This window comes from Nostoc sp. MG11, assembly GCF_014904695.1.
Classification (GTDB): domain Bacteria; phylum Cyanobacteriota; class Cyanobacteriia; order Cyanobacteriales; family Nostocaceae; genus Komarekiella.
The window spans coordinates 120,206-140,580 of the sequence record NZ_JACXXN010000011.1 but is presented as its reverse complement, the minus strand read 5'-3'; the positions used below and the strand labels follow the sequence as shown (position 1 = coordinate 140,580).

Genomic DNA, 20,375 nt, shown 5'->3' with positions numbered 1-20,375 from the left:
AAATGTTTGATATGAGTACATTACAGACAGTGCAACAATTGCAGGCAGAATGGGTAACGCCGGAAAATTTTCGGCGTTATGGACAGGTAATTTCTGCTAGTCAAGATTGCAAGGCTTACGATGCGGAAGATGCCAACTTAAACCTACAAAATGGCATTCCCCGCTTTTATATTATGCGGTTGCAAGGCAGAGGGCGGAAGTTTCACAAAATTACTCGCCATGTACAATGTACTCAATGTCTAGGTTCTTTAGAAGGAAAGGATTGGTTCATTGCAGTTTGTCCTCCTAATAATAATTTAGATGAACCAGTGTTAGAAGATATTGCAGCTTTCCGCATTCCAGGGAATTGTTTTATTAAGTTAAATGAGGGTACTTGGCACGCTGGGCCCTATTTTGAGCATGAGGCTGTAGATTTTTATAATTTGGAATTGAGTGATACGAATGTAGTGGATCATTTCACTCACGATTTTCTCAAAAGTCATCAATTAGAGTTTGAGATGGTGTAGGTATTCTTTAAAAAATTACCTAAAAATTACGTAGTTGTTCGTATACTTCTGGGGTGTTAATATCTATAAGTACTGCTGGATGATCAAATTCCACTTTGTGAATCAGTGGATAAAATTCTTTGATAACTTGGCGTAAACCGAAGGTTTCTTCACGGATATTTTGTAAGTGCGATCGCATCTTCTGATCAAGTAACAATGGATGCCCCATTTTATCTTTATACATAGGTGCAGTAATCAATGCTGCATTGTTTATATGTGCTTGCAGTAATCTCTGGTAAATCTCTAATTTTCTAGGTTGGTCAACTGCGGAAATTGCCAATACTTCAAAGTCTGGGGGAATATGTCGTAACCCAGCAAGTAGGGAAGTTGTTTTTCCAGCATTGGTATGAGGATTGATAATAGTTAAACTGCCAGGAGGGCAATCTTTTTGTTTATGGCTATTATGCAAACCCAACACTACCACAGGTGTAAAATCCAAATTTAACCACTGTTCTATTTGATAAGTTAATAACGTTTTCCCTTCACCCCAAGGTAGTGAGGTTTTACAAGTACCCATGCGAGTCGATGCACCGGCTGCGAGAACGATAGCAAAGTGTGTCACTCAATTTTTACTTTGTTGTTGAGCCTCGATAAATTCGCTCCATTTGCTCTGGAGAAAGCACTGTCATTGGAAACCATTGATGTGTGGAAATTGGGAGTTCCTGGGACGATTGAAACGCCCGTTGTTGAGTTTTAGTGAAATGTATTTCCCCATTGCTAGTTAAAGGTGGGCTAAGTAATGTCTCATCTATCTCCGATGGCAAAAGCTGATTTTGGGGCAAGACATAGGCGTGCTTTTGTGGGTCGTATGCCAAAATTTCCCCTGTCTCAATTTGATAAATCCAAGCATAAATACTGAGTTGTCCTTGGTGAAGCTTAGAGTGAATCACTGGATAAGTCCGTAAGTTTTCGATTTGAGTGAGTACATTTTCAGCAATAATTATTTCTAAAAGTTCTTCCCCTTCGTACTGGCTATAATTGTCTTTCACCAATCGTCGGGTTGCCTCTGCATACTTGAGCCAGTCATGTACAAGCGGCATCTCTGCTCGCAAGCTGTCTAACTTCATTAACCCTTTCATAGCACCGCAATGCGAGTGACCACAAATAATAATTTGTTGAATATCTAATGCTTGAATAGCATATTCAATTGTTGCCCCTTCACCGCCATTAGTTGCACCAAATGGTGGAATAATGTTGCCTGCATTGCGGATAACAAACAATTCACCTAACCCGGCTTGTGTAATCAGGTTTGGATCAATACGCGAATCGGAACAAGTAATAAATAGTACTCTGGGCTTTTGACCATGAGAAAGTTGTTCAAACAGTTCTTCATTTGCGGAAAAATAACTACTTTTGAATTCGCGCAAACCTTTAATCAATTTTTTCACAAGAGTACCTCAATGCATAAGTAATAGTTTAAATTTTTTCGTAAAAATTTAATTTTCAAATTAAAAAAGCAGGGACGCGTAAAAGTTACAGTTAGTCTCTACCATTGAGCGTTGTTTATGACAAAGGTAATTCGTAGACAAAGCGGATGACCCCATTAAGTAATTAAGTACTTTGTTGCCAACAAAGATAACCAACATTTAAAACTTGTCAAATCCCTGCCAAAACCAGTCTTAAAGCTATTAGATACCATTAACCGAAATTTTTGACTAAATGGGTTAATAATATCTATAAACAGATTGACTCAATTGCTCGGCTTTTGCCATTGCACCATCGGCTTAGTCAAAGGATGAAATTCGTTGTTGTATTATTTAAGCAGTCTTGTCAAACTACCCTCTCTGGTCGCAGTTTTAATGTGAAATCAATCTGCAATTAGTAATAAATTTGGTATTTTTATCCTTCCATTCATCTAATTTCCCATTGGCGATTCTCAAGGCGGGTAGGGCATGCCACTTGACCCTGAGTATCCTGCTGAAAGCTTAAACTTCATGCTCACAGAGACTCAGGTAAAAGTGCTATTGACTTTTAAAGACGGCGTTGCTGAATCCAGGTATGAATTTATCTCACGCAGAGACGCAGCGGAAAGTCTGAGCGCCGGCTTCCGGCGAACAGACGCCACTTGCTTCTCCTAAGGGAGACGCTGCGCGAACAAGCCGGGGAACCCGTCCAACGCAGTGGCTCAACTTTTCAAGACAGAGGCGCAGAGAGTAAGAGTTTAAGATGTTAAGTTTTTAAATTTCATACTTCAATTCAGCAATGCCTTAAAGACTTACATTATCTCAGATAACGAAGTTCCAGTTCCACCACGGCGAACTTTAATTAATTCAGCACAGATACTAACTGCAATTTCCTCTGGAGTTAAAGCACCGATATCCAAACCAATTGGTGCATATATTTTATGTAAGAATTCGGGCGAACAACCTTCCTTTTGCAGTATATTATACACAGTATTGACTCGTTTTTTGCTGCCAATCATACCGATATATGGCAATTGATAATTACTTAACAGCCGTAAAACTGCTAAATCTTGCAGATAACCTCTAGTAACTAAAGCAACATATAAATTAGGACTTATCTCTAATATTTCCTGAATTGAGCTAATAGGTTGTGCTAGCACTAATAACGCTTCGGGAAACCGTTCTTTTGTGGCAAAGTCTAGGCGATCGTCCTGTACAATAACTTGAAAACCTGCTATCTTGGCAATCTGCGCTAAGGAAACTGCAATATGTCCCGCACCAATAATCAACAGTGTTGGTGATGGTAGTAAAGGTTCAATTAATCCGGTAGTTTGTAGAGAGGCAATTAAGCAAGGTTCTAGCAGTACATAAGGCTTTTCATCTGTATTAAACGGTGTGATAATTGCCCCTACTTGCCCAGATTTTAAGATATCTATAATTTGATTGACTAAGTTTAAGCTTTCACTGCCTGACCATAACTCTAACCATACCAGCATTGTGCCTCCGCAAACGCCTTGAGTTTCTCGTTGCGCTACGCCAGATAAATCAATTTCTACAAATTGTTTTTCACCTGTTTGCAGTAATTGCAAAGCCTGTCGATAAACTTTTGCTTCCCCAGCACCACCGCCTATTGTTCCAAATGTTTTTCCATCAGCGCTAATGAACATTTTCGCGCCTACTTCTCTGGGTACGGAACCCTTAGTACTGGTGACAGTGGCTAAAACTACAGCACCTTGTTTTAATGCTGTTGATAGTTTTTGGTAGAAGTTAAGCATTTAAGCTTTTTGCCAGTTGTCGATAATACAATATCCTCTGAAAAAACGCAATATTACCCACAAGGGTACTATAACAACCTTACCCTGTTTTCTATCATAAAAATTATGAGGATGCGATCGCTCTATCCACTCTTGTATAACAATATTGAGTTACTATTTGATTTTTCTTTGAACAGAATGATATGAGCAGAAGATTTAACTACTCAACCAGATTTAGTTATGTATAGCAGTAAACTTTGAATTATAGTAATACATATTTAAAATTATCTAATTTTTAATAAAAAAATTATGTTCTTATATTTACTTTACAAAGCAGCAATTAACGCATTTTTACGGTATAACATAACCATCAATTCAACAATATTAAATACAAAAGTTTTTTAGATGAATACAATTAATCATTTAGACAGGAAAAAAACTGCTTTAATTACTGGCGCATCTGGTGGAATTGGGTACGAATTCGCTAAGTTATTTGCTCGTGATGGTTACAATTTGGTGTTAGTTGCAAGAAGTGAAGATAAGTTAACTCAAATTGCTCAGGAACTCACAAACAAATCAGGTGTAAAAGTTGAAATTATTGTTAAGGATTTATCCGAACCAACAGCCCCGGAAGAAATTTTTACAAAAGTACAACAAGCAGCGATTAAAGTTGATGTATTGGTAAATAATGCTGGATTTGGTACTTATGGATTTTTTCACGAAACTGATATCACTACAGAACTGGAAATGCTACAAGTAAATGTGGTTAGTCTCAGCCATTTAACTAAGCTATTTCTCAAAGATATGGTCAAGCAAGGCTATGGAAAGATATTAAACGTCTCTTCGGGGGCTGCCTTTCAACCAGGCCCTCTGATGGCAGTTTATTATGCTACAAAAGCCTATGTTCTTTCATTTTCTGAAGCGATCGCAAATGAATTAGAGGGTACAGGTGTTACAGTGACCGTAATCTGTCCAGGAGCAACAGCATCGGGTTTTCAACAAAGAGCTGCTATGGAAGAATCTAAGCTAGTCGCTAGTCAGAAAATTATGGATGCGGAAACTGTAGCTAAGATTGGCTATCGTGGCTTAATGTCAAACAAAACTGTTGTTATCCCTGGTCTGAAAAATAAGTTATTTGCTGAAGCTGTCAGATTTATACCCAGAAAAATGGTGGTAAAAATGGTCAGAAGTATAAATAATAAGCAATAAATATTAACCAATCTCTACCCAAAAATTCTGTTCATGGTGTTACGCTGATGTTTTAAATTCCACATACCACATAGGATTTCAAAGGTGTAATTTTAAAACGTGTTCGTTTTCTTAATTAAGAGTAACTCTCTTGTGAATATTCCTCAATTAGGGAATAGAGTAAAAAAATGTAAAGTTATTTTTCAACTTGCATAAATCCCTAATTAACTCTGATAACTCTATCGAAGGTATTGCTTTAATTTCTTGAGCAATACCGGATATATCTGTTTTCAAACTTTATTATTTCATAAATAATTATTTAGCAATACTTTTTTTGCGGATTTTGCGGAACCGCCTTGAGCGCTGTTGATGTACAACAGCAGTGGTGTTAGAACCCTTCTGATGAGCTTTATTCTCAACGTAGGTGAAGCGTATCTTGCTATGTCCATACATCTAAAGGATTGATGCTATGACTCGTTTATCAAGCCCTATTGAAAACTTAAAAAATCACTATAAAGTTGTGATTATTGGTTCCGGCTATGGCGGCGGGATTGCTGCTTCACGCCTAGCACGTGCTGGACAGCAGGTGTGTTTACTAGAGCGAGGCAAAGAATTTCAACCAGGTGAATATCCAAATAATGAAGTCAAAGCACTAGGTGAAATCCAAGTAGATTTGCCTGCTAAACGCGTTGGTTCATGCACAGGCTTGTACGATTTTCACGTCAATAAAGATATTAATGTATTTGTTGGTTGTGGGCTGGGTGGGACATCGCTTGTCAATGCCAATGTGTCATTACAAGCTGAACCCCGTGTTTTTGCAGATCAGCGCTGGCCCCAAGAATTGCGTGATGATGTCAACACATTATTGGCAGAGGGATATCGTCGTGCCGAGGAAATGCTCAAACCCACTTCTTATCCCCAAGATTTTCCACCTTTGCCAAAATTAGAAGCATTAGAAAAGTCTTCTAAATACTTGAATGAAAATTTTTATCGACCACCCATCAATGTAACTTTTAAAGATGAGGTTAATCATGTCGGCGTAGAACAGAACAAATGCAATCTCTGCGGTGATTGTGTATCAGGTTGCAACAACAAGGCAAAAAATACTGTATTGATGAATTATCTGCCTGATGCTAAGAATCACGGTGCAGAAATTTATACGCAAGTAACCGTAAGGCATATTGAACGGCAGAATAATCGCTGGTTAGTTCACTTCCAACTACTCAACGCCGGACAAGAGAAGTTTGACGCTCCGACAATGTTCGTCAGTGCCGATATAGTTATCCTAGCGGCTGGTACTCTCGGTTCTACAGAAATTTTGCTGCGATCGCAACAAGCAGGTTTAGCATTATCTAACCAGGTGGGACACAACTTTACAGGTAATGGTGATGTACTGGCCTTCGGCTACAACACCGAGCAAAAAATTAACGGCGTTGGCTTTGGGAATCGTCCTGCTAGCGGACGAGAACCCGTCGGCCCCTGCATCAGCGGCATTATCGATATGCGCGAGCAACCACGCCTTGATAACGGCATGGTTATAGAAGAAGGCTCAATTCCTGGTGCGCTAGCTCCCATCTTACCAAAAAGCCTTGCCGCCGCTAGCACAATACTAGGTAAAGATACTGATGAAGGTTTAGGCGATCGCCTGCAAGAAAAGCTACGAGAGGCAGAAAGTTTAACCAAAGGTGCTTACACTGGTGCAGTTCGCAACACCCAAACTTACCTAGTCATGACCCATGATGATGCAGCCGGGGAAATGTACTTAGAAAATGACCGCCTCCGCATTCGCTGGGAAAATGTAGGTAAACAATCCATCTTTCAACGAGTGAACGATCGCCTCGCAGAAGCGACTCGTCCCCTAGGTGGCACACAAATTCCCAACCCCATTTGGACTAATTTCTTCGGTCACGACCTGATTACCGTCCATCCTCTGGGTGGCTGCATCCTCGCAGAAGATTCAGAACACGGTGTTGTCAACCATAAAGGACAAGTATTTTCTAGCAACCAAGGTACAGCCGTTTACGAAAACCTGTATGTTTCCGACGGCTCAGTGATTCCTCGTACACTGGGAGTAAATCCGCTACTGACAATTTCTGCCATAGCTGAGCGTTGCTGCGCCCTCATCGCCAAAGACCGGGAGTGGACAATTAACTACAACCTACCTTCAGCACCAACTTCCCCAAGCGTCAACACGCCCGCCAAGCTGGGAATTCAGTTTACCGAAACCATGCGCGGTTACATTTCCACTGAAATCAAAGACGACTATCAACGTGCCGCTCAGCATGGTCAAAAAGACGGTTCCCCCCTGCAATTTACCCTGACAGTAATTGCCGATGATTTAGAACATCTACTCAACGACCCCAAACATCCCGCCAAGATAGTTGGCACAGTAACAGCCCCCGCTCTGGCTACTGAACCGCTAACCGTCACCAATGGCGAGTTTAACCTGTTTGTCGTGGTACAAGACCAACATGAAACACGACAGATGCTCTACCGTCTACCCATGACCACAGAAGCGGGACAGTCTTACTACTTAGAGGGCTACAAAGAACTTCACGATGACCCAGGTTTTGATTTGTGGTCTGACACCACCACCCTTTATATCACCGTTTATGCTGGCGACAATAACAGTAATCCCGTATTAGGTAAAGGCATTCTGAAAATTCAGCCCGGAGATTTTGTCAAGCAAATGACCACTATCAAAGTCACCAACGCCCCCAGCCCCACAGAACGCCTGCAAGCAATTGATCGCTTCAGTCGCTTCTTTGCTGGCACATTATCTGAACTCTACCTCTAGATGGTTAGTTGTTAGCTGTTATTGACCCTTGACTCATTATGCAAATCGACTTTCATCATGGTGTTACCTATGTTGCAGCAAGACTAGCGGGATTTGAGCACGAACCTGCTAATATCATCGCTTACAGTGCCCAATACGTAGACGATGCGATAAATGACGGATTCATCCGCTTTGATAACGGCGCACTGTTTCACCGCATCAGTTCTGCCCATAAAATGCTGGACTATCGCAACTTTGAGGAACTAGCAAATTACGGCGTTTGGATTCCGTTTCATTTTCTCCCAGGTAACGGCGGATTGTCAGCAAGTGAAGACCCCCAAGGAAGCTTTATCGACAAGCTAATTTGTCGCCCCAACAGCTACGTAGCTCAAGAGATGGTGAGAGAATGTATAAATCGCCGCCATACTCCCTACGGACTGCATCGCCTGGGAATTACTGCTCATGTATATGTTGACACTTGGGCACATCAGGGCTTTGCCGGGGTTAATCATCGGGTCAATGAAGCCAAACACCTGCTAGACGAACATGGTCAACCCGATCGCAACCTCATGGATCGGCTTCAGAATTACTTCGTCAATGAAGCTTTACCCTTGGGACATGGTTCTGTTCTCAGCCATCCTGACAAGCCATTTTTGCGCTGGGGTTACTTTAACGGCAGGGGCGAGCAAATTACCAGAAACAATCCTAAAGACTTTCTAGAAGCAGCAGACAATATGTGCAAAGTCATGCAGCGGTATATAGCGGGTAATCCTGATGCTGTTGTACCGGGATTGCCACAATCAGATAAAACTTTAATTGCTCAGATGCTAGAGAGTATCACAGATAACAAAGGTAGCCTGCGTCATCAAAAGTGGTTGAGTGCGATCGCTCAGGGTAAGTTCAGCTTTGGTAAAGCAAATGTTACTTATATCCCCAAAGGCAAAGACTCGTGGAAACACTTAGCCCTTGGTACTGAAAACTCAGTTGACCGAGAAAACGAAAGATTTCCCTATCACCCCAGCTTTTTGGCAAGTGATTGGAAACTATTTCACGATGCTTTGCAGTCCCATCACTTTTACATCATCCACGACTTGCTACCCAAATATGGAATCTGCGTCGCTTGAACAAGGCAGAGGGGCAGAGAGGAATAAATACTTACCCTTGACTTTTGACTCTTGACTTTTGACTCATTACTCAGCAATCGAGGTGTTTCATGGCAACAACCACAACAGCAACAAACAAAGTCGGAATTCAGTTCACCGAAACCATGCGCGGCTACTTTTCTAAAGCAGTCCAAAACGACTATCAACGCGCAGCACAACAGGGTAAACAGAGTGGCTCCCAATTTGAATTTACCGTCACAGTCAGCTCCGATGATTTGGACAGGATGCTCACAGACGAAAGCCACAAAGCCAAAATCGTTGGCAGTGTGATTGCTCCAGCTATATCGCCGGAACCTCTCAGCGTTACCGATGGAGAATTTAACTTATTCATCGTTGACCCAGACAGCGTAAATACGCGTCGCATGGTCTACCGCATGAAAATGACTAGCGAAGAGGGTAAAGTTTATTACTTTGATGGCTTCAAAGTCGTACACAACGATCCAGGTTTTGACATTTGGGCAGACACCACCACGCTATACATTACTGTGCATGACGGCGAGAGTCTCAATAGTCCAATTCTAGGGCAAGGAATCTTAAAGATTCTCCCCGCAGATTTCCTTCACCAGATGACCACGTTGCAAGTTACCAACACCACCAGTCTCGCGCAACAGTTAGAAGAGACTGCTCGCTTTGGTAGCTTTTTTGCTGGAGTCTTATTTAACGTTTACGGTGGAATATTTGCTCCTTCAAAAGTATTCGATCCCGATGCACCACCCCGTCAAAAGCGTCCCCTGCGGATGTCAGCGCCTCAAGTTCATTTCTGCACAACTGATGATGGAGTCCAACTGCGACTGATTCGGTATCAAGGCGGAACAAAAGGCCCAGTCATGCTAGCACCAGGCTTTGGGACTTCCACCTTGGCATTTTCCATCGATACCGTAGACACGAACTTACCAGAGTTCTTGTATGCTCAAGGCTATGATGTCTGGCTATTCGACTATCGAGCTAGTGCCGATTTGCCATCCGCCGCGACCCAGTTTTCCGCCGATGAGATTGCGCTTTACGATTGGCCAGCAGCAGTTGAGCAAGTGCGTAGCATCACTGGGTCAGAAACAGTTCAAGTCGTGGGTCACTGCGTTGGTTCCATGTCTTTTCTGATGGCCATGCTAGCGGGTCTAAAAGGAGTACGTTCCGCCGTTTGTTCCCAACTAACGACCCATCCTAGAGCCGCAACTCTTAACGAAATCAGAGCTGGTTTGCGTCTAGCTTCATTTCTAACAGTGCTAGGGGTAGAAACTCTCAACCCAGACTTTGATACCCATGCCGATTGGCAAGATAAACTTTACGACACGGTTTTAAGACTGTATCCTACCAAAGAACCCTATAACAACCCTGTTGACCGCCGCATTCTCTTCATGTATGGAGAAGTGTACAAAATCGCCCAGTTGAACGAAGCTACCCACGATGCCATTCACGAGATATTTGGCCCAGGGAATCTTACTTTCTTCAGACATATATCTTTGATCCTGCGCCAGGGACACATTGTTAACAAAGATGGTAAAGATGTTTACTTGCCCCATCTAGAACGCTTAGCCATTCCCATAGCTTTGATTCATGGCGCAGACAACGCCTTTTTCCTACCAGAGGGTTCGGAAATTACTTACAAGCTATTGTGCGATAAAAATGGTGGCGACTTGTATGTTCGCCATGTTATTCCTAATTATGCACACATGGACTGTTTCATGGGCAAAAACGCAGCCAAGGATATTTTTCCGACTATTCTGGCGGAATTAGAGAAGTTCAATTAATTGAGGTCAAGGGTCAAGAGTCAAGAGTCAAGAGTCAAGGGTCAAGAGTTATTATTCTTCCCCAATTCCCACTTGCCCTGAGCGTACCCCTACGGCTACGCGTAGCGTCTCGTAGAGAAGCCGAAGGGATGCCCAATGCCCCATTCCCCATTCCCCACAAGGTAATTGCAAATGAGCGAAATTAATCAACTACTCAGTGAACCACTTGCGTCTGATATCAGACAACATCCTGGCTTGAAAGAGCTATTTCGCTACCCGCTGATAGAAGCAATTGTTGAGCGACGCACTCGCAGATTAGCCCGTGGTGCTTCAGTTGTAGCAGGAGAACTTAGCCATACCAGCCAGAATCAGCCAGATCCTCTCAGTCCGTTGGAAGAGGCGATTTTGATTGTTGCTACGGGGATGACTGGCATCACAACCCACGATGGCCCTCTGGATAAACCAGAAGGTGGCAAAGAATTGGGAACTCCCTTCCTTAACATCGTTGCTCGTTCTGGTAGTAGCGCTGATAATTCTCAAGCTACCTCCTTTTTCATGATCAACGATGAAGGCATCTGGCTAATCAAGCGACTCAAGGGTCGGGAAGCGCTAGCAGCTCTTGGCGATTTACCTCCTAAATGGGAAGATTGGTCAGAGGAGCACTGGCTAAAAGCTGCTGCTGCCGTCAAACATAAAATTAGCGATCGCCGCCTAGATTTCCCTCGAATTTATCCCTACTACCTGGGTTGGAACAAGCAAATCTCTAACCTTCCTGGGACAACTCTCTTTTTCCCAGTCGTTGATTGCACCCGTCAATATATTAATGTCCTACTCATCCTACTTTCGGAACCAGACGGTCAAAAACCTTTATTTGTTGATGACTGGCAGAAATTTCGACCCAAAAGTTTGGCAGACTGGGCAGCTTGGGCAGGAATGCACTTGGGGCTGAGTCCTAAAATCCCTTATCAACCCATCGGTGGGATTGATCGAGTCAAGGGTGGTTTTGTCAATCCTAACAACACTGTTCCCTTGGGACTCGCCCACACCATGCGTACTGACCATGAATGTTTCTTTATTTTGCAAAACTTAATGCTCATTGGTCAGGCAATGGGTGTTGGTGGTTGGGTGCATGGGTCAGTCTTCCAACCCTTCATTCTTGAACACAACCCAGCCAAGGAATGGTATGGTTTAGGGTTTCGCATGGAACCACCAACTCCGAAGAAAAGTATTTGGGCCCCGCCACCCGCTACTCAACCCAATCCAGTTGGTATCGATGGTGTGTTGGAAGGACTTTGCCCACCATACATTAGTTCTATGGATGAAGCGGTCGATCGCGTCATTGAAGAGAAGTACGGCAACCAGGGAGCCTATGGAGACAAGGATGTGTTTGCCCGCTCCTATCAAGCAAAGTCAAGTGCTGAAGCTTTTCTGCGGGATGCCGAACCCCATTCTAAAGAAGCAATTCAGTACACCAAAGATATCTGCAACTATATCTACGACACTTATGGTCGCTTTCCTGCCCACGTCGATGCCTTCTTTGTTCCTGGCATCTGGCTGCAATTTAGCCACATAGAGTTGGAGTACTACCAAAAGTACTACGATCCGGCTCTCTTCCGTCGCCAAGCCCAGCACGCTGAACTTTGGGGCGATCGCTAAACACTGTCGCCAAATCTTTGTGAGAGGAAAGTATGCTAAAAGTTATCAGGATTGCCGCCATCTCCCTCATCTCGATCTTGCTGGTAGCAACCTTTGGGTTTTTGTACATAGAATCAACTTGGGCAAAACCTCAATTTAGAACACCAAAAGAAGCATTTATCCACGGCAGTATCGGTACTGAGTTAGCGCCCTTGCCAGTTTTCCAAGTCTTGCCCGATTTATTCCCCGATCAATTTCAGCCAGCAGGCAAAGAAGCAGGGGATTGGGTTGAGCAATTCGGATTTATCCACGGAAAGCCGGAGGACAACGAAGGTTTGCCAGTGGGTTTTAGTGTTTCTAACTATCAACCTCAATCGGGAAATCCCTCGCCTGTAAAGTTTGTGGGCTTTAGTTGTGCATTGTGTCACACATCCCATATTAGGAGGTTTCCTGGAGATGAAGCTGTGATAGTCACAGGCATGGGGAGTACTTCGTTAGACTTGTTTGCCTGGGTAGACGCCTTTAAAACTTCAATTCTTGATAAGAATCTAACTGTAGATAACATTGCCAAGGCTTATGAAGCTAAATACCAAAAACCCCTGGGAATTGTAGATAAAACTGTAATTGGTTTTTGGCTATCGACTGCTAGAGGTCAAGTACTAGCTTCCCTTCCAAAATGGGATGCTCCCTATAATGGCAAAGACCTGAGAGACTCTAAATTATCACCCATTGGCCCGGCTCGAACGCAACCTTTTAAAGAGTTAGTCCACTTTGTGATGGATCGCCCCGCCGCCTCGGATAAATCCTATTCCAAATTGCCGTCATTGTACGAGCAGGAAAATCGCGAGTGGGCGCAATATGACGGTAGTGTTAGAGATCGTCTCAGTCGCAGCGTGCTTGCGGCTGTGGCAGCAGGAGCCACCCCGAATAACTTAGTAGTGCCAGAAATTTCTCATAATGTCACCCAAGCCATTGAATACACGAGAGGTTTGCAAGGGCCTAAATATGCAGAGGTATTCAAAGACCAAAGCATCAAGCTTGATCCACAAAAAATAGAACGTGGTCATGCTGTCTTTCAGCAGAGTTGCGCCACCTGTCATGGCGATCGCAATTTTGCAGATGGCACTTGGGTGAAAGGTGAACTTCAGGGTTTAATTACGCCGATAGAAGAAATTCAAACTGATTCTGAACGGCTTAACTATCGTTATTATCAAGAATTACCAGATGCTGTTGATGTTTTCTTTCCTGATAACAATCCCTTGAAACCCAAACGAGAAAACATCAGACCAGGGCCTTTAGGAAATACCAAAGGTTTCATTAACGCTCCCATAGAATCAGTTTTTGCCCGCGCTCCCTATTTACACAATGGCAGTGTCTTGACTTTGGCAGAGTTAATTAATCTCAAACCTCGTCGAGAAATTTTTTATCGCGGAGACAATCTTTACGATCCAATTGATGTCGGCTTGGCTTCACCAACTGAACCTGATGATAAACATTACTTTAAATTAGATACCCATGTTCAGGGTAACTCTAATAAAGGGCATGATTATCCTTGGACTTATCAGGGAACTGGTTGGGATAAGGCAGCTTTGGAAGATTTATTAGAGTATCTCAAGACACTTTAAAATTATCTCTGTGTCTTTGTGTTTTAAAAAGAATTTATTTAACCGCAAAGGCACGGAGACACAAAGTGAAGAGGTTAAATAATAACTCTTGGTAAAAAGATAGTTAGATAAAAATGGAAATATTTAAACTCAAAAAAAACATTTCTTTAGCAGAATTTGCTAATACTTTTTTCCCTTTTGGAATTATTCTGATTGCTACGCTTTTAGCAGCAGAGTTTAAACCAAATTTGAATTTGCACCGCGCGATTTACTCATTTTGTGCTAGTACGGTGTTGTTAATTCCAGCGATTTATTTATATATATTGCTAGGGAAATCAGTAAGAAAGAATAATTATTGGTTGCTGCTATGGACTTTTAGCTTTTTAGCTTATTTAGTTCATTGGTTTTATGAGGTGTTTGGAATATATGGCGGCATTCAAGATTTTGCAGCGGATGGGAGTGCGATGGGCTACGCGATCGCAGCGAGTAAATTAATCTTAGCTTTATGGTGGGGATTAGATATAAGTTTGGGATGGTTTAGCGATTCTTCGGCAACCTGGATACAAATCCAACGAACTGGGGTGCATATTTACGTTGGTTTGAGCTTTTTGGTTGCTAATTTGATTTTACAAGCGGGATTTGCTCGCACTTTAGGGATTATCTTAGCTATCTCTATTTTGGTAGCTTTACTGGTGCGGCACAACACCCGCAATGGTCAAGATAATGAAAACCTACCACCTGGTTCCTACGGTTTACCGCTGCTGGGTGAGACGATTCCATTAGCTTTGGATATTCATAGCTTTTACCGCAAGCGTGTTAAAAAATATGGCCCAGTCTTTAAAACTCATTTATTTGGCAAACCTGTCATTGCTTTTAACGGCCCGGAGGCTTTTACTTTCTTTCTAAATCAGGAATATTTCACCCGTGAAAATGCCAGTCCACATCCGATAAAAGAACTACTAGACTGGGACACCTTACCACTGTTGGATGGTGACGAACATCGTCGCCGAAAACTGATTATTCTCCAGGCTTTTACACCGGAGGCTTTCGATAAATACATACCCAGCATTGAACAAACAGCGGCTTACTACCTGAAACGCTGGGAAAAGCTGGGTAGCTTTACCTGGTTAACGGAATACCGTAAGCTGAGCGCATCTTTAACCAACGCGTTATTTATTGGGAAAGAGCCAGGCCAGATGAGTGAGACTGTGGGAGAAATCACAGACACTTTTATCAAAGGTTTCTCCTCAGTACCAATTAACTTGGGTTTTAATGCTTATGGACGGGCGCTCAAGAATCGTGATTGGTTACTCGATTACATCGACCAAGCGATTCAACAGCACCGTCAGCAACCCCGCCAGGATCTACTGGGATTGCTATTATCAGCCCGCAGTGAAGATGGTAGCACTCTCACCGATGCACAGTTGCGCCGTGAGGTCATGCATTTGTTCTTTGCGGCTTATTCTGGTTTTTATGTTGCTCTCACGCTGCTTTCTCTAACCCTAGCCCAACATCCAGAGATTGCAGCACGTGCTAGGCAAGAAGTCAAGCAATATGTGCCTGATGGGTCATTAGATATGGCACGGTTGCAAAAGTTGGTGTATCTAGAGCAAATTACCAAAGAAATCCGCCGCTTTTATCCCATTAATGCTGCTACTTTTTTTGCTCACGTAAAGAAAGACTGTGAGTTTCAAAATTTCCACATTCCGAAAGGTTGGGGCGCAGTAGCAGGAATTCATACCACTATGCATATCCCCCAGGTTTTTTCTGAACCGCAGAGTTTTAAGCCCTGTCGCTTTGCTCCAGAAAACTTTGCAGCCTTACCGGAAAACAGCTATGTACCCCAAGGCGGTGGGCCTAGAGATGGACATCGTTGTGCAGGCGAAGACTTGATTACTGTGTTGCTCAAGATAATGGGGGTGCATTTGCTGCGTCGATATAGTTGGGAGCTGCTACCGCAAAATCTGGAATTGAACCAAGACTTGTTTCCTACCCCACGTGATGGGTTAAAGGTGCGGTTTGGGATTGATCAGCAGACAGTTGCTTAGAGGAGTTGCTAGTGAATATCTTTATCTGGTTAGTTGTCATCATTTTAGTAGTAGCACTTTTGGCGATCGCAAATTCGGCGCGGTTGGTAATTGCACCAAAACGACAGCGGTTATGGACTAATCCTAAGCAAGAACTAGGGTTGGGCTATGAGGATGTGGAGTTTCCGGCCCAGGATGGAATACGCCTCAAAGGCTGGTTTATTCCGGCAACACAAATGCCAGCGGCAACTGCGATCGTTTTACACGGCTGGCCCTGGAACCGAATGGGTACTAAAGCTAACGATCCTCTCGGAGACTTACCAGGTAGCAAGCCGATTAACCTATTGCCATTGACCAAAGCATTGCACGAGAGTAACTATAACGTGCTCATGTTTGACCTCAGCAATTTTGGTGAGAGCGACGCCAGGATTCCAGTTACTTATGGCTTGCTAGAAAAGCGTGACCTGCTGGGAGCCATCAGCTACCTTAAAAGCCGAAACGAAGTAGATCCAAATCGCATCGTCACCGTCGGGTTTTCTATGGGAGGTAACACAGTAATATATACTCTTCCTGAAACCACTGATATTAAAGTTGCCGTTGTCGTGCAGCCCAATACTTCATCGGTGTTTGGGGAACGCTATCGCGCCGATAAATTTGGCCCTTTGGGTAAACTCTTTAACCTACCAATCGAAATTCTCTATTGCTTATCGGGCGCTCCCAAAACTGCCTATCTCCAGCCAGTTTACGCCGCTAGAGGTGCTCGCAATACCCCTGTGCTTTATGTGCAAGGTACTGGTGACAAATGGGGTAGTGTTGCTGATGTAGCCAATATGGTAGCAGCCACACCCAACGCCGTAGAACCTCTTTATCCTGAGACTGACCACCGCTTTGGTGCGTATCAATACGCAGTGGATAACCCAGACAAGATACTCACTTTCTTCGAGAAGTACCTGAGTAGGTAGGAGAAATACGACGTTGCTCAATATATGAAAAGCTCACGCAGAGGCGCAGAGACGCAAAGGAAAGCATTAAATGAAAAAGTTAAAATCATTCATATTCAAATTCAGCAATGCCCTTATTCTCTGTGCCTCTGTCTTGAAAAGTTTCCTACGGCGGGAAACCCGCCTACAGAACTTTTCGCTGCGTCTCTGCGTGTTAGCATTCGCGGAGCGTCTCGTAGAGAAGCGGGGCGTAGCCCGGCAAATTCATATTTTCGTTCAGCAACGCCAGAAATACAATAGCCTTTTGCCTTCTTGCACTAGTAACTGTCATACCAGGGTATAAAAATGCGTATTCACGCTGTTCAAAGTGGACTTGTAACCATCAAAACCTGTCAGTGCTATAGCAAAGGTCATGGCGCTATGCGTCTGGTAAACACGATTCTTGACCGCAATTGGACTGACCCTTTACCTATTTACAGTTGGGCTATTGAACATCCTGAAGGGATTATTTTAATTGATACGGGTGAAACTGCACGCACTTTGGAACCGGGCTACTTCCCTTGGTGGAACCCTTATTTTCAGCTTAGTATCAAACCATGTTTGCAACCTGAAGACGAAGTGAATTTTCGGTTACGAGCTTTGGGTATAGAACCAAATGATGTACGTTGGGTAATTCTCACTCATCTGCACACAGACCATATAGGCGGTCTGCACCATTTTCCCAACGCCGAAATTATTGTCTCGCGTAGAGAGTATGAGTTGACTGGTGGTTGGCGCGGACAGCTAAGGGGTTATTTAACTCAGCGTTGGCCAGAGTGGTTAAACCCTCACTTAATCGAGTATGAGCCTCAGCCAATCGGGCCTTTTTTAGAGAGTTACCCGCTGACAAAAGCTGGAGATGTCAAGTTAATTCCTACAGAAGGTCATACTGGGGGGCATTTGTCAGTTTTGGTACAAGCTGACGGACTATCCTTATTTTTTGCTGGTGATGCCTCTTACACTCAGCAACTCATGTTGGATCAGATTGTTGACGGTGTTGCTCAAGATGAAGAAAAATCTCGCCAGACATTGAAGCTGATTTTGCAGTACATACAAGAATTTCCTACAGTCTATCTTCCGAGTCACGATCCTGATGCTGCTCACAGGTTAGCAGAGCAAATCATTGTTTCAGTCTAATTACTTTGATTATTTCTAAAGGAGTTATTTTTATGTCAGACGCACAAAAAAAGCCACTTACGGACAAAACTCGCTTCTCACCTTTACCAGACTCATTCATGTTTGGTGTTGCCACAGCTGACCACCAATGCGAAGCTTACGACTCCCGCTATGAAGACATTCGAGATGTGTGGGAGCGGCGTCGCGCCTTGACAATTAGGGGTCAAGCAACTGACTTTTGGCATCGCTATGCCGAAGATATAGCGCTAGCAAAGTCTCTTGGTTGCAAGATGTTCCGCTTTTCTATCGCTTGGTCGCGGGTGGAACCTAAACCTGGTGAGTTTAATGAGGAAGCTTTTGAACACTATCGCCAAGTGATTGAAACTATCCGATCGCATGGTATGGAACCAATGGCCACCCTACACCATTTCACACATCCCATCCATGTTGAAGAACGAGGCGGTTTAATTTCCCCAGATTTCCCATCAATTTTTGCTACCTATGCCAAAGAAGTTGCTCAACGTTTGGGCCCCTTAGTGCGCTATTGGATTAGCTTTAACGAACCCAGTCAACTCATTTATGGCTATGTTAAACCTTGGTGGGAGAGAGCTTACTTTATGCCACCCGGTTTAGATCGAGGCGCAACGATCGCCGATCAAATGACCGCAGTCCGCAAGCTGATGCGAAATTTGTTCATAGCACACACTAACGCTAGAACTATTCTCAAGCAAGTCAACCCAGATGCTCAAGTGGGAGCAAATCCCATGTTGTTGGGTCTACCCTTATGGTTGCAAAAACTGGTGGATCGCAACGTTACCAATCTCCGCCGTCCCGAAGACTTCGTTGCTCAAGGAAAACGTTTCAGTGAGCGGGCTTTGCTAGAACAAGGGCAAGTGGATGTAGTGATTGCTACCTTGACTGTAACCCAGGAGCGACAACAGCAAGTAGCTTTCTCCGAGGCTTACTATCAAGCAGGTCAATTTTTACTGGTGAAGTCAGCAAGTCCAATTCAGCAACCCGAAGACGTCGATGGCAAACCTGTGGCAGTGGTTAAAAGCACTACCGCTGAATCTACCGGATACCAACTATTTCCCGCAGCCAATATCCAAGTAGTAGAAAATCATGCTGATGCTCTCAGAGCGTTGGACTACGAGCAAATCAGCGCTATCCTCGCTGATGACACCATCTTGTTAGGAATCGCCCAGCAGTTTCCGGGGCAATATCGGCTGATTGGTAAAAATGGTGAAGGGCTTACTGAAGAAAATTACGCTGCTGCTGTAGTTAAAGGCGATCGCGAGTTACTTAATGCTGTAGATATAGCAGTGCGAAGCTTCAAAGAATCCGGTGCTTGGGCTGCCAGTTACGCCCGCTATTTCCCCGGTCAACCAGTGCCAGAACCGCCCCGTCTAGGCAGACGCTCAACTCTAGCTGACATCACACATCAAGGAGAGGGACAACCCCCAGCGCCTAACAAGCCCCTGCCCAAACCTGTGCTGCGTCGGATTCAAGAGCGGGGTTATTTAATTGTTGCCGTTAAAGATAATGTTCCTGGGTTTGGTTATCGCGATCCAGAAACGGGTGAATTCAGCGGCTTAGAAATCGATCTAGCTCGTGCTTTAGCAAAGCAAATTTTTGGTGATCCTAGCAAAGTAAAGTTTAAAATCGTTGCTACTCAAGAACGTCTACCTGTGCTGCGTTCTGTTGTACGAATCTTTGACCCATTAATGAAGATTTTTAGCGCCCTTTCAACATCGCTAACAAGTAACTGGTGGCATCTCGGCATGGCTGGAAAACTGCCAACATTCCTCTGTCCCCAAGAGTGCGTCGGCCAGCAAGATTTTGTCGGGTTTGACTACTATTGGGGCATCAGCAATTTACGACTTAACCGCATCCAGCAGTTGATGGATGCAGCTTTCGGACGTTTTGGTAATGCGCCAGTTTGGTCTGGGGTACTGTACGATATGCTCAAGTTCCACGCCCAATTGTTCCCCGGTAAGGAGATTTTAATTGTTGAGAACGGCTGTGTTGATGTAGCTGATAAGGTCGTCAAGCGCGAGGACTACATTCGCCAGCATATCCAGCAAGTGCAACGCGCTCGTCAAGACGGTGTGAACGTGGTGGGTTATGTCTCCTGGTGCATTACCTCTAACCGCGAGTGGGGTCTGAAGTTCGGCCCAGATAGCGATTTTGGACTTTACCACGTTGGTCTAGATAATGACCCAGAATTAAAGCGCCAGCCAACCCTTGCGGCGACGGCATATCGAGAGATTATCAAAAAAGGTGGGGTTTGATAAAAGAAGTGGCAGGGGAAAGGGTAAAGGGGTAAAAGTAAAAACCGGACTTCGTTCCGCTACGCTAACGCCTTTAAGTGGCGCGAAATAATCCTTTTGTTATGGGGGAGGTAAAAAGCTTTTTGGGGATAGTGGTCGCGTTAAGCCCTTTTCCCTCTCTTACAAA

Annotated in this window: 16 protein-coding genes; 13 read left to right on the top strand and 3 right to left on the bottom strand. The window is 43.8% G+C overall.

Going from position 1 to position 20,375, the window contains the following annotated elements; translation table 11 throughout:
• Positions 1-11 precede the first annotated feature (11 nt).
• Positions 12-506 carry an ureidoglycolate lyase gene (locus HCR01_RS17600; protein ID WP_193197428.1) on the top strand — a complete coding sequence of 165 codons (495 nt, stop codon included), beginning with the start codon at positions 12-14 and terminating at the stop codon, positions 504-506.
• A 19-nt stretch (positions 507-525) separates the two neighbouring features.
• Here the strand turns inward: HCR01_RS17600 and HCR01_RS17595 are convergent, their stop codons facing one another.
• Positions 526-1,107, bottom strand: a complete 582-nt coding sequence (locus HCR01_RS17595) for a nucleotidyltransferase family protein (RefSeq protein WP_320073129.1) — start codon at positions 1,105-1,107, stop codon at positions 526-528.
• Between the two features lie 7 nt (positions 1,108-1,114).
• Positions 1,115-1,933 carry a carbonic anhydrase gene (locus HCR01_RS17590; RefSeq protein ID WP_193197427.1) on the bottom strand — a complete coding sequence of 273 codons (819 nt, stop codon included), beginning with the start codon at positions 1,931-1,933 and terminating at the stop codon, positions 1,115-1,117.
• A gap of 504 nt (positions 1,934-2,437) precedes the next feature.
• Between HCR01_RS17590 and HCR01_RS17585 the strand changes: the two genes are divergently transcribed.
• Positions 2,438-2,623, top strand: a complete 186-nt coding sequence (locus HCR01_RS17585) for a hypothetical protein (RefSeq protein ID WP_193197426.1) — start codon at positions 2,438-2,440, stop codon at positions 2,621-2,623.
• A gap of 137 nt (positions 2,624-2,760) precedes the next feature.
• Here HCR01_RS17585 and HCR01_RS17580 read toward each other — a convergent pair whose 3' ends face one another.
• A complete protein-coding gene (locus HCR01_RS17580; protein WP_193197425.1) occupies positions 2,761-3,723 on the bottom strand; it encodes an XdhC family protein in 963 nt (320 codons plus the stop codon).
• Between the two features lie 384 nt (positions 3,724-4,107).
• On the opposite strand from HCR01_RS17580, the gene HCR01_RS17575 reads away from it, so the two are divergent.
• The 11 genes from HCR01_RS17575 (at position 4,108) to HCR01_RS17525 (ending at position 20,209) form a co-directional block, all read left to right on the top strand.
• Positions 4,108-4,911 (top strand): SDR family NAD(P)-dependent oxidoreductase, encoded by an 804-nt coding sequence (locus tag HCR01_RS17575; protein WP_193197424.1) that lies wholly within the window; start codon positions 4,108-4,110, stop codon positions 4,909-4,911.
• 448 nt (positions 4,912-5,359) lie between these two features.
• Entirely contained in the window at positions 5,360-7,687 is a 2,328-nt protein-coding gene (locus HCR01_RS17570) for a GMC family oxidoreductase N-terminal domain-containing protein (RefSeq protein ID WP_193197423.1), read from the top strand.
• A 38-nt stretch (positions 7,688-7,725) separates the two neighbouring features.
• Positions 7,726-8,790, top strand: coding sequence for a DUF6765 family protein (locus HCR01_RS17565; RefSeq protein ID WP_193197422.1), 1,065 nt, complete (start codon positions 7,726-7,728; stop codon positions 8,788-8,790).
• A gap of 89 nt (positions 8,791-8,879) precedes the next feature.
• Positions 8,880-10,577 (top strand): alpha/beta fold hydrolase, encoded by a 1,698-nt coding sequence (locus HCR01_RS17560; protein ID WP_193197421.1) that lies wholly within the window; start codon positions 8,880-8,882, stop codon positions 10,575-10,577.
• A gap of 171 nt (positions 10,578-10,748) precedes the next feature.
• Positions 10,749-12,212, top strand: coding sequence for a hypothetical protein (locus tag HCR01_RS17555; RefSeq protein WP_193197420.1), 1,464 nt, complete (start codon positions 10,749-10,751; stop codon positions 12,210-12,212).
• A 32-nt stretch (positions 12,213-12,244) separates the two neighbouring features.
• Positions 12,245-13,816, top strand: a complete 1,572-nt coding sequence (locus tag HCR01_RS17550; protein WP_193197419.1) for a cytochrome c — start codon at positions 12,245-12,247, stop codon at positions 13,814-13,816.
• A gap of 113 nt (positions 13,817-13,929) precedes the next feature.
• Complete coding sequence (locus HCR01_RS17545; RefSeq protein ID WP_226889404.1) at positions 13,930-15,843, top strand: cytochrome P450; 1,914 nt, start codon at positions 13,930-13,932, stop codon at positions 15,841-15,843.
• 11 nt (positions 15,844-15,854) lie between these two features.
• Entirely contained in the window at positions 15,855-16,784 is a 930-nt protein-coding gene (locus HCR01_RS17540) for an alpha/beta hydrolase (protein ID WP_193197418.1), read from the top strand.
• 24 nt (positions 16,785-16,808) lie between these two features.
• The gene (locus HCR01_RS17535) at positions 16,809-17,063 is read left to right on the top strand and encodes a hypothetical protein (RefSeq protein WP_193197417.1); all 255 of its coding nucleotides are present in this window, start codon (positions 16,809-16,811) and stop codon (positions 17,061-17,063) included.
• 45 nt (positions 17,064-17,108) lie between these two features.
• Positions 17,109-17,939 carry an N-acyl homoserine lactonase family protein gene (locus HCR01_RS17530; RefSeq protein ID WP_193197416.1) on the top strand — a complete coding sequence of 277 codons (831 nt, stop codon included), beginning with the start codon at positions 17,109-17,111 and terminating at the stop codon, positions 17,937-17,939.
• Between the two features lie 32 nt (positions 17,940-17,971).
• Positions 17,972-20,209: a family 1 glycosylhydrolase gene (locus tag HCR01_RS17525; RefSeq protein WP_193197415.1), complete on the top strand. Its 2,238-nt coding sequence runs from the start codon at positions 17,972-17,974 to the stop codon at positions 20,207-20,209.
• The last annotated feature ends 166 nt before the right edge of the window (positions 20,210-20,375 follow it).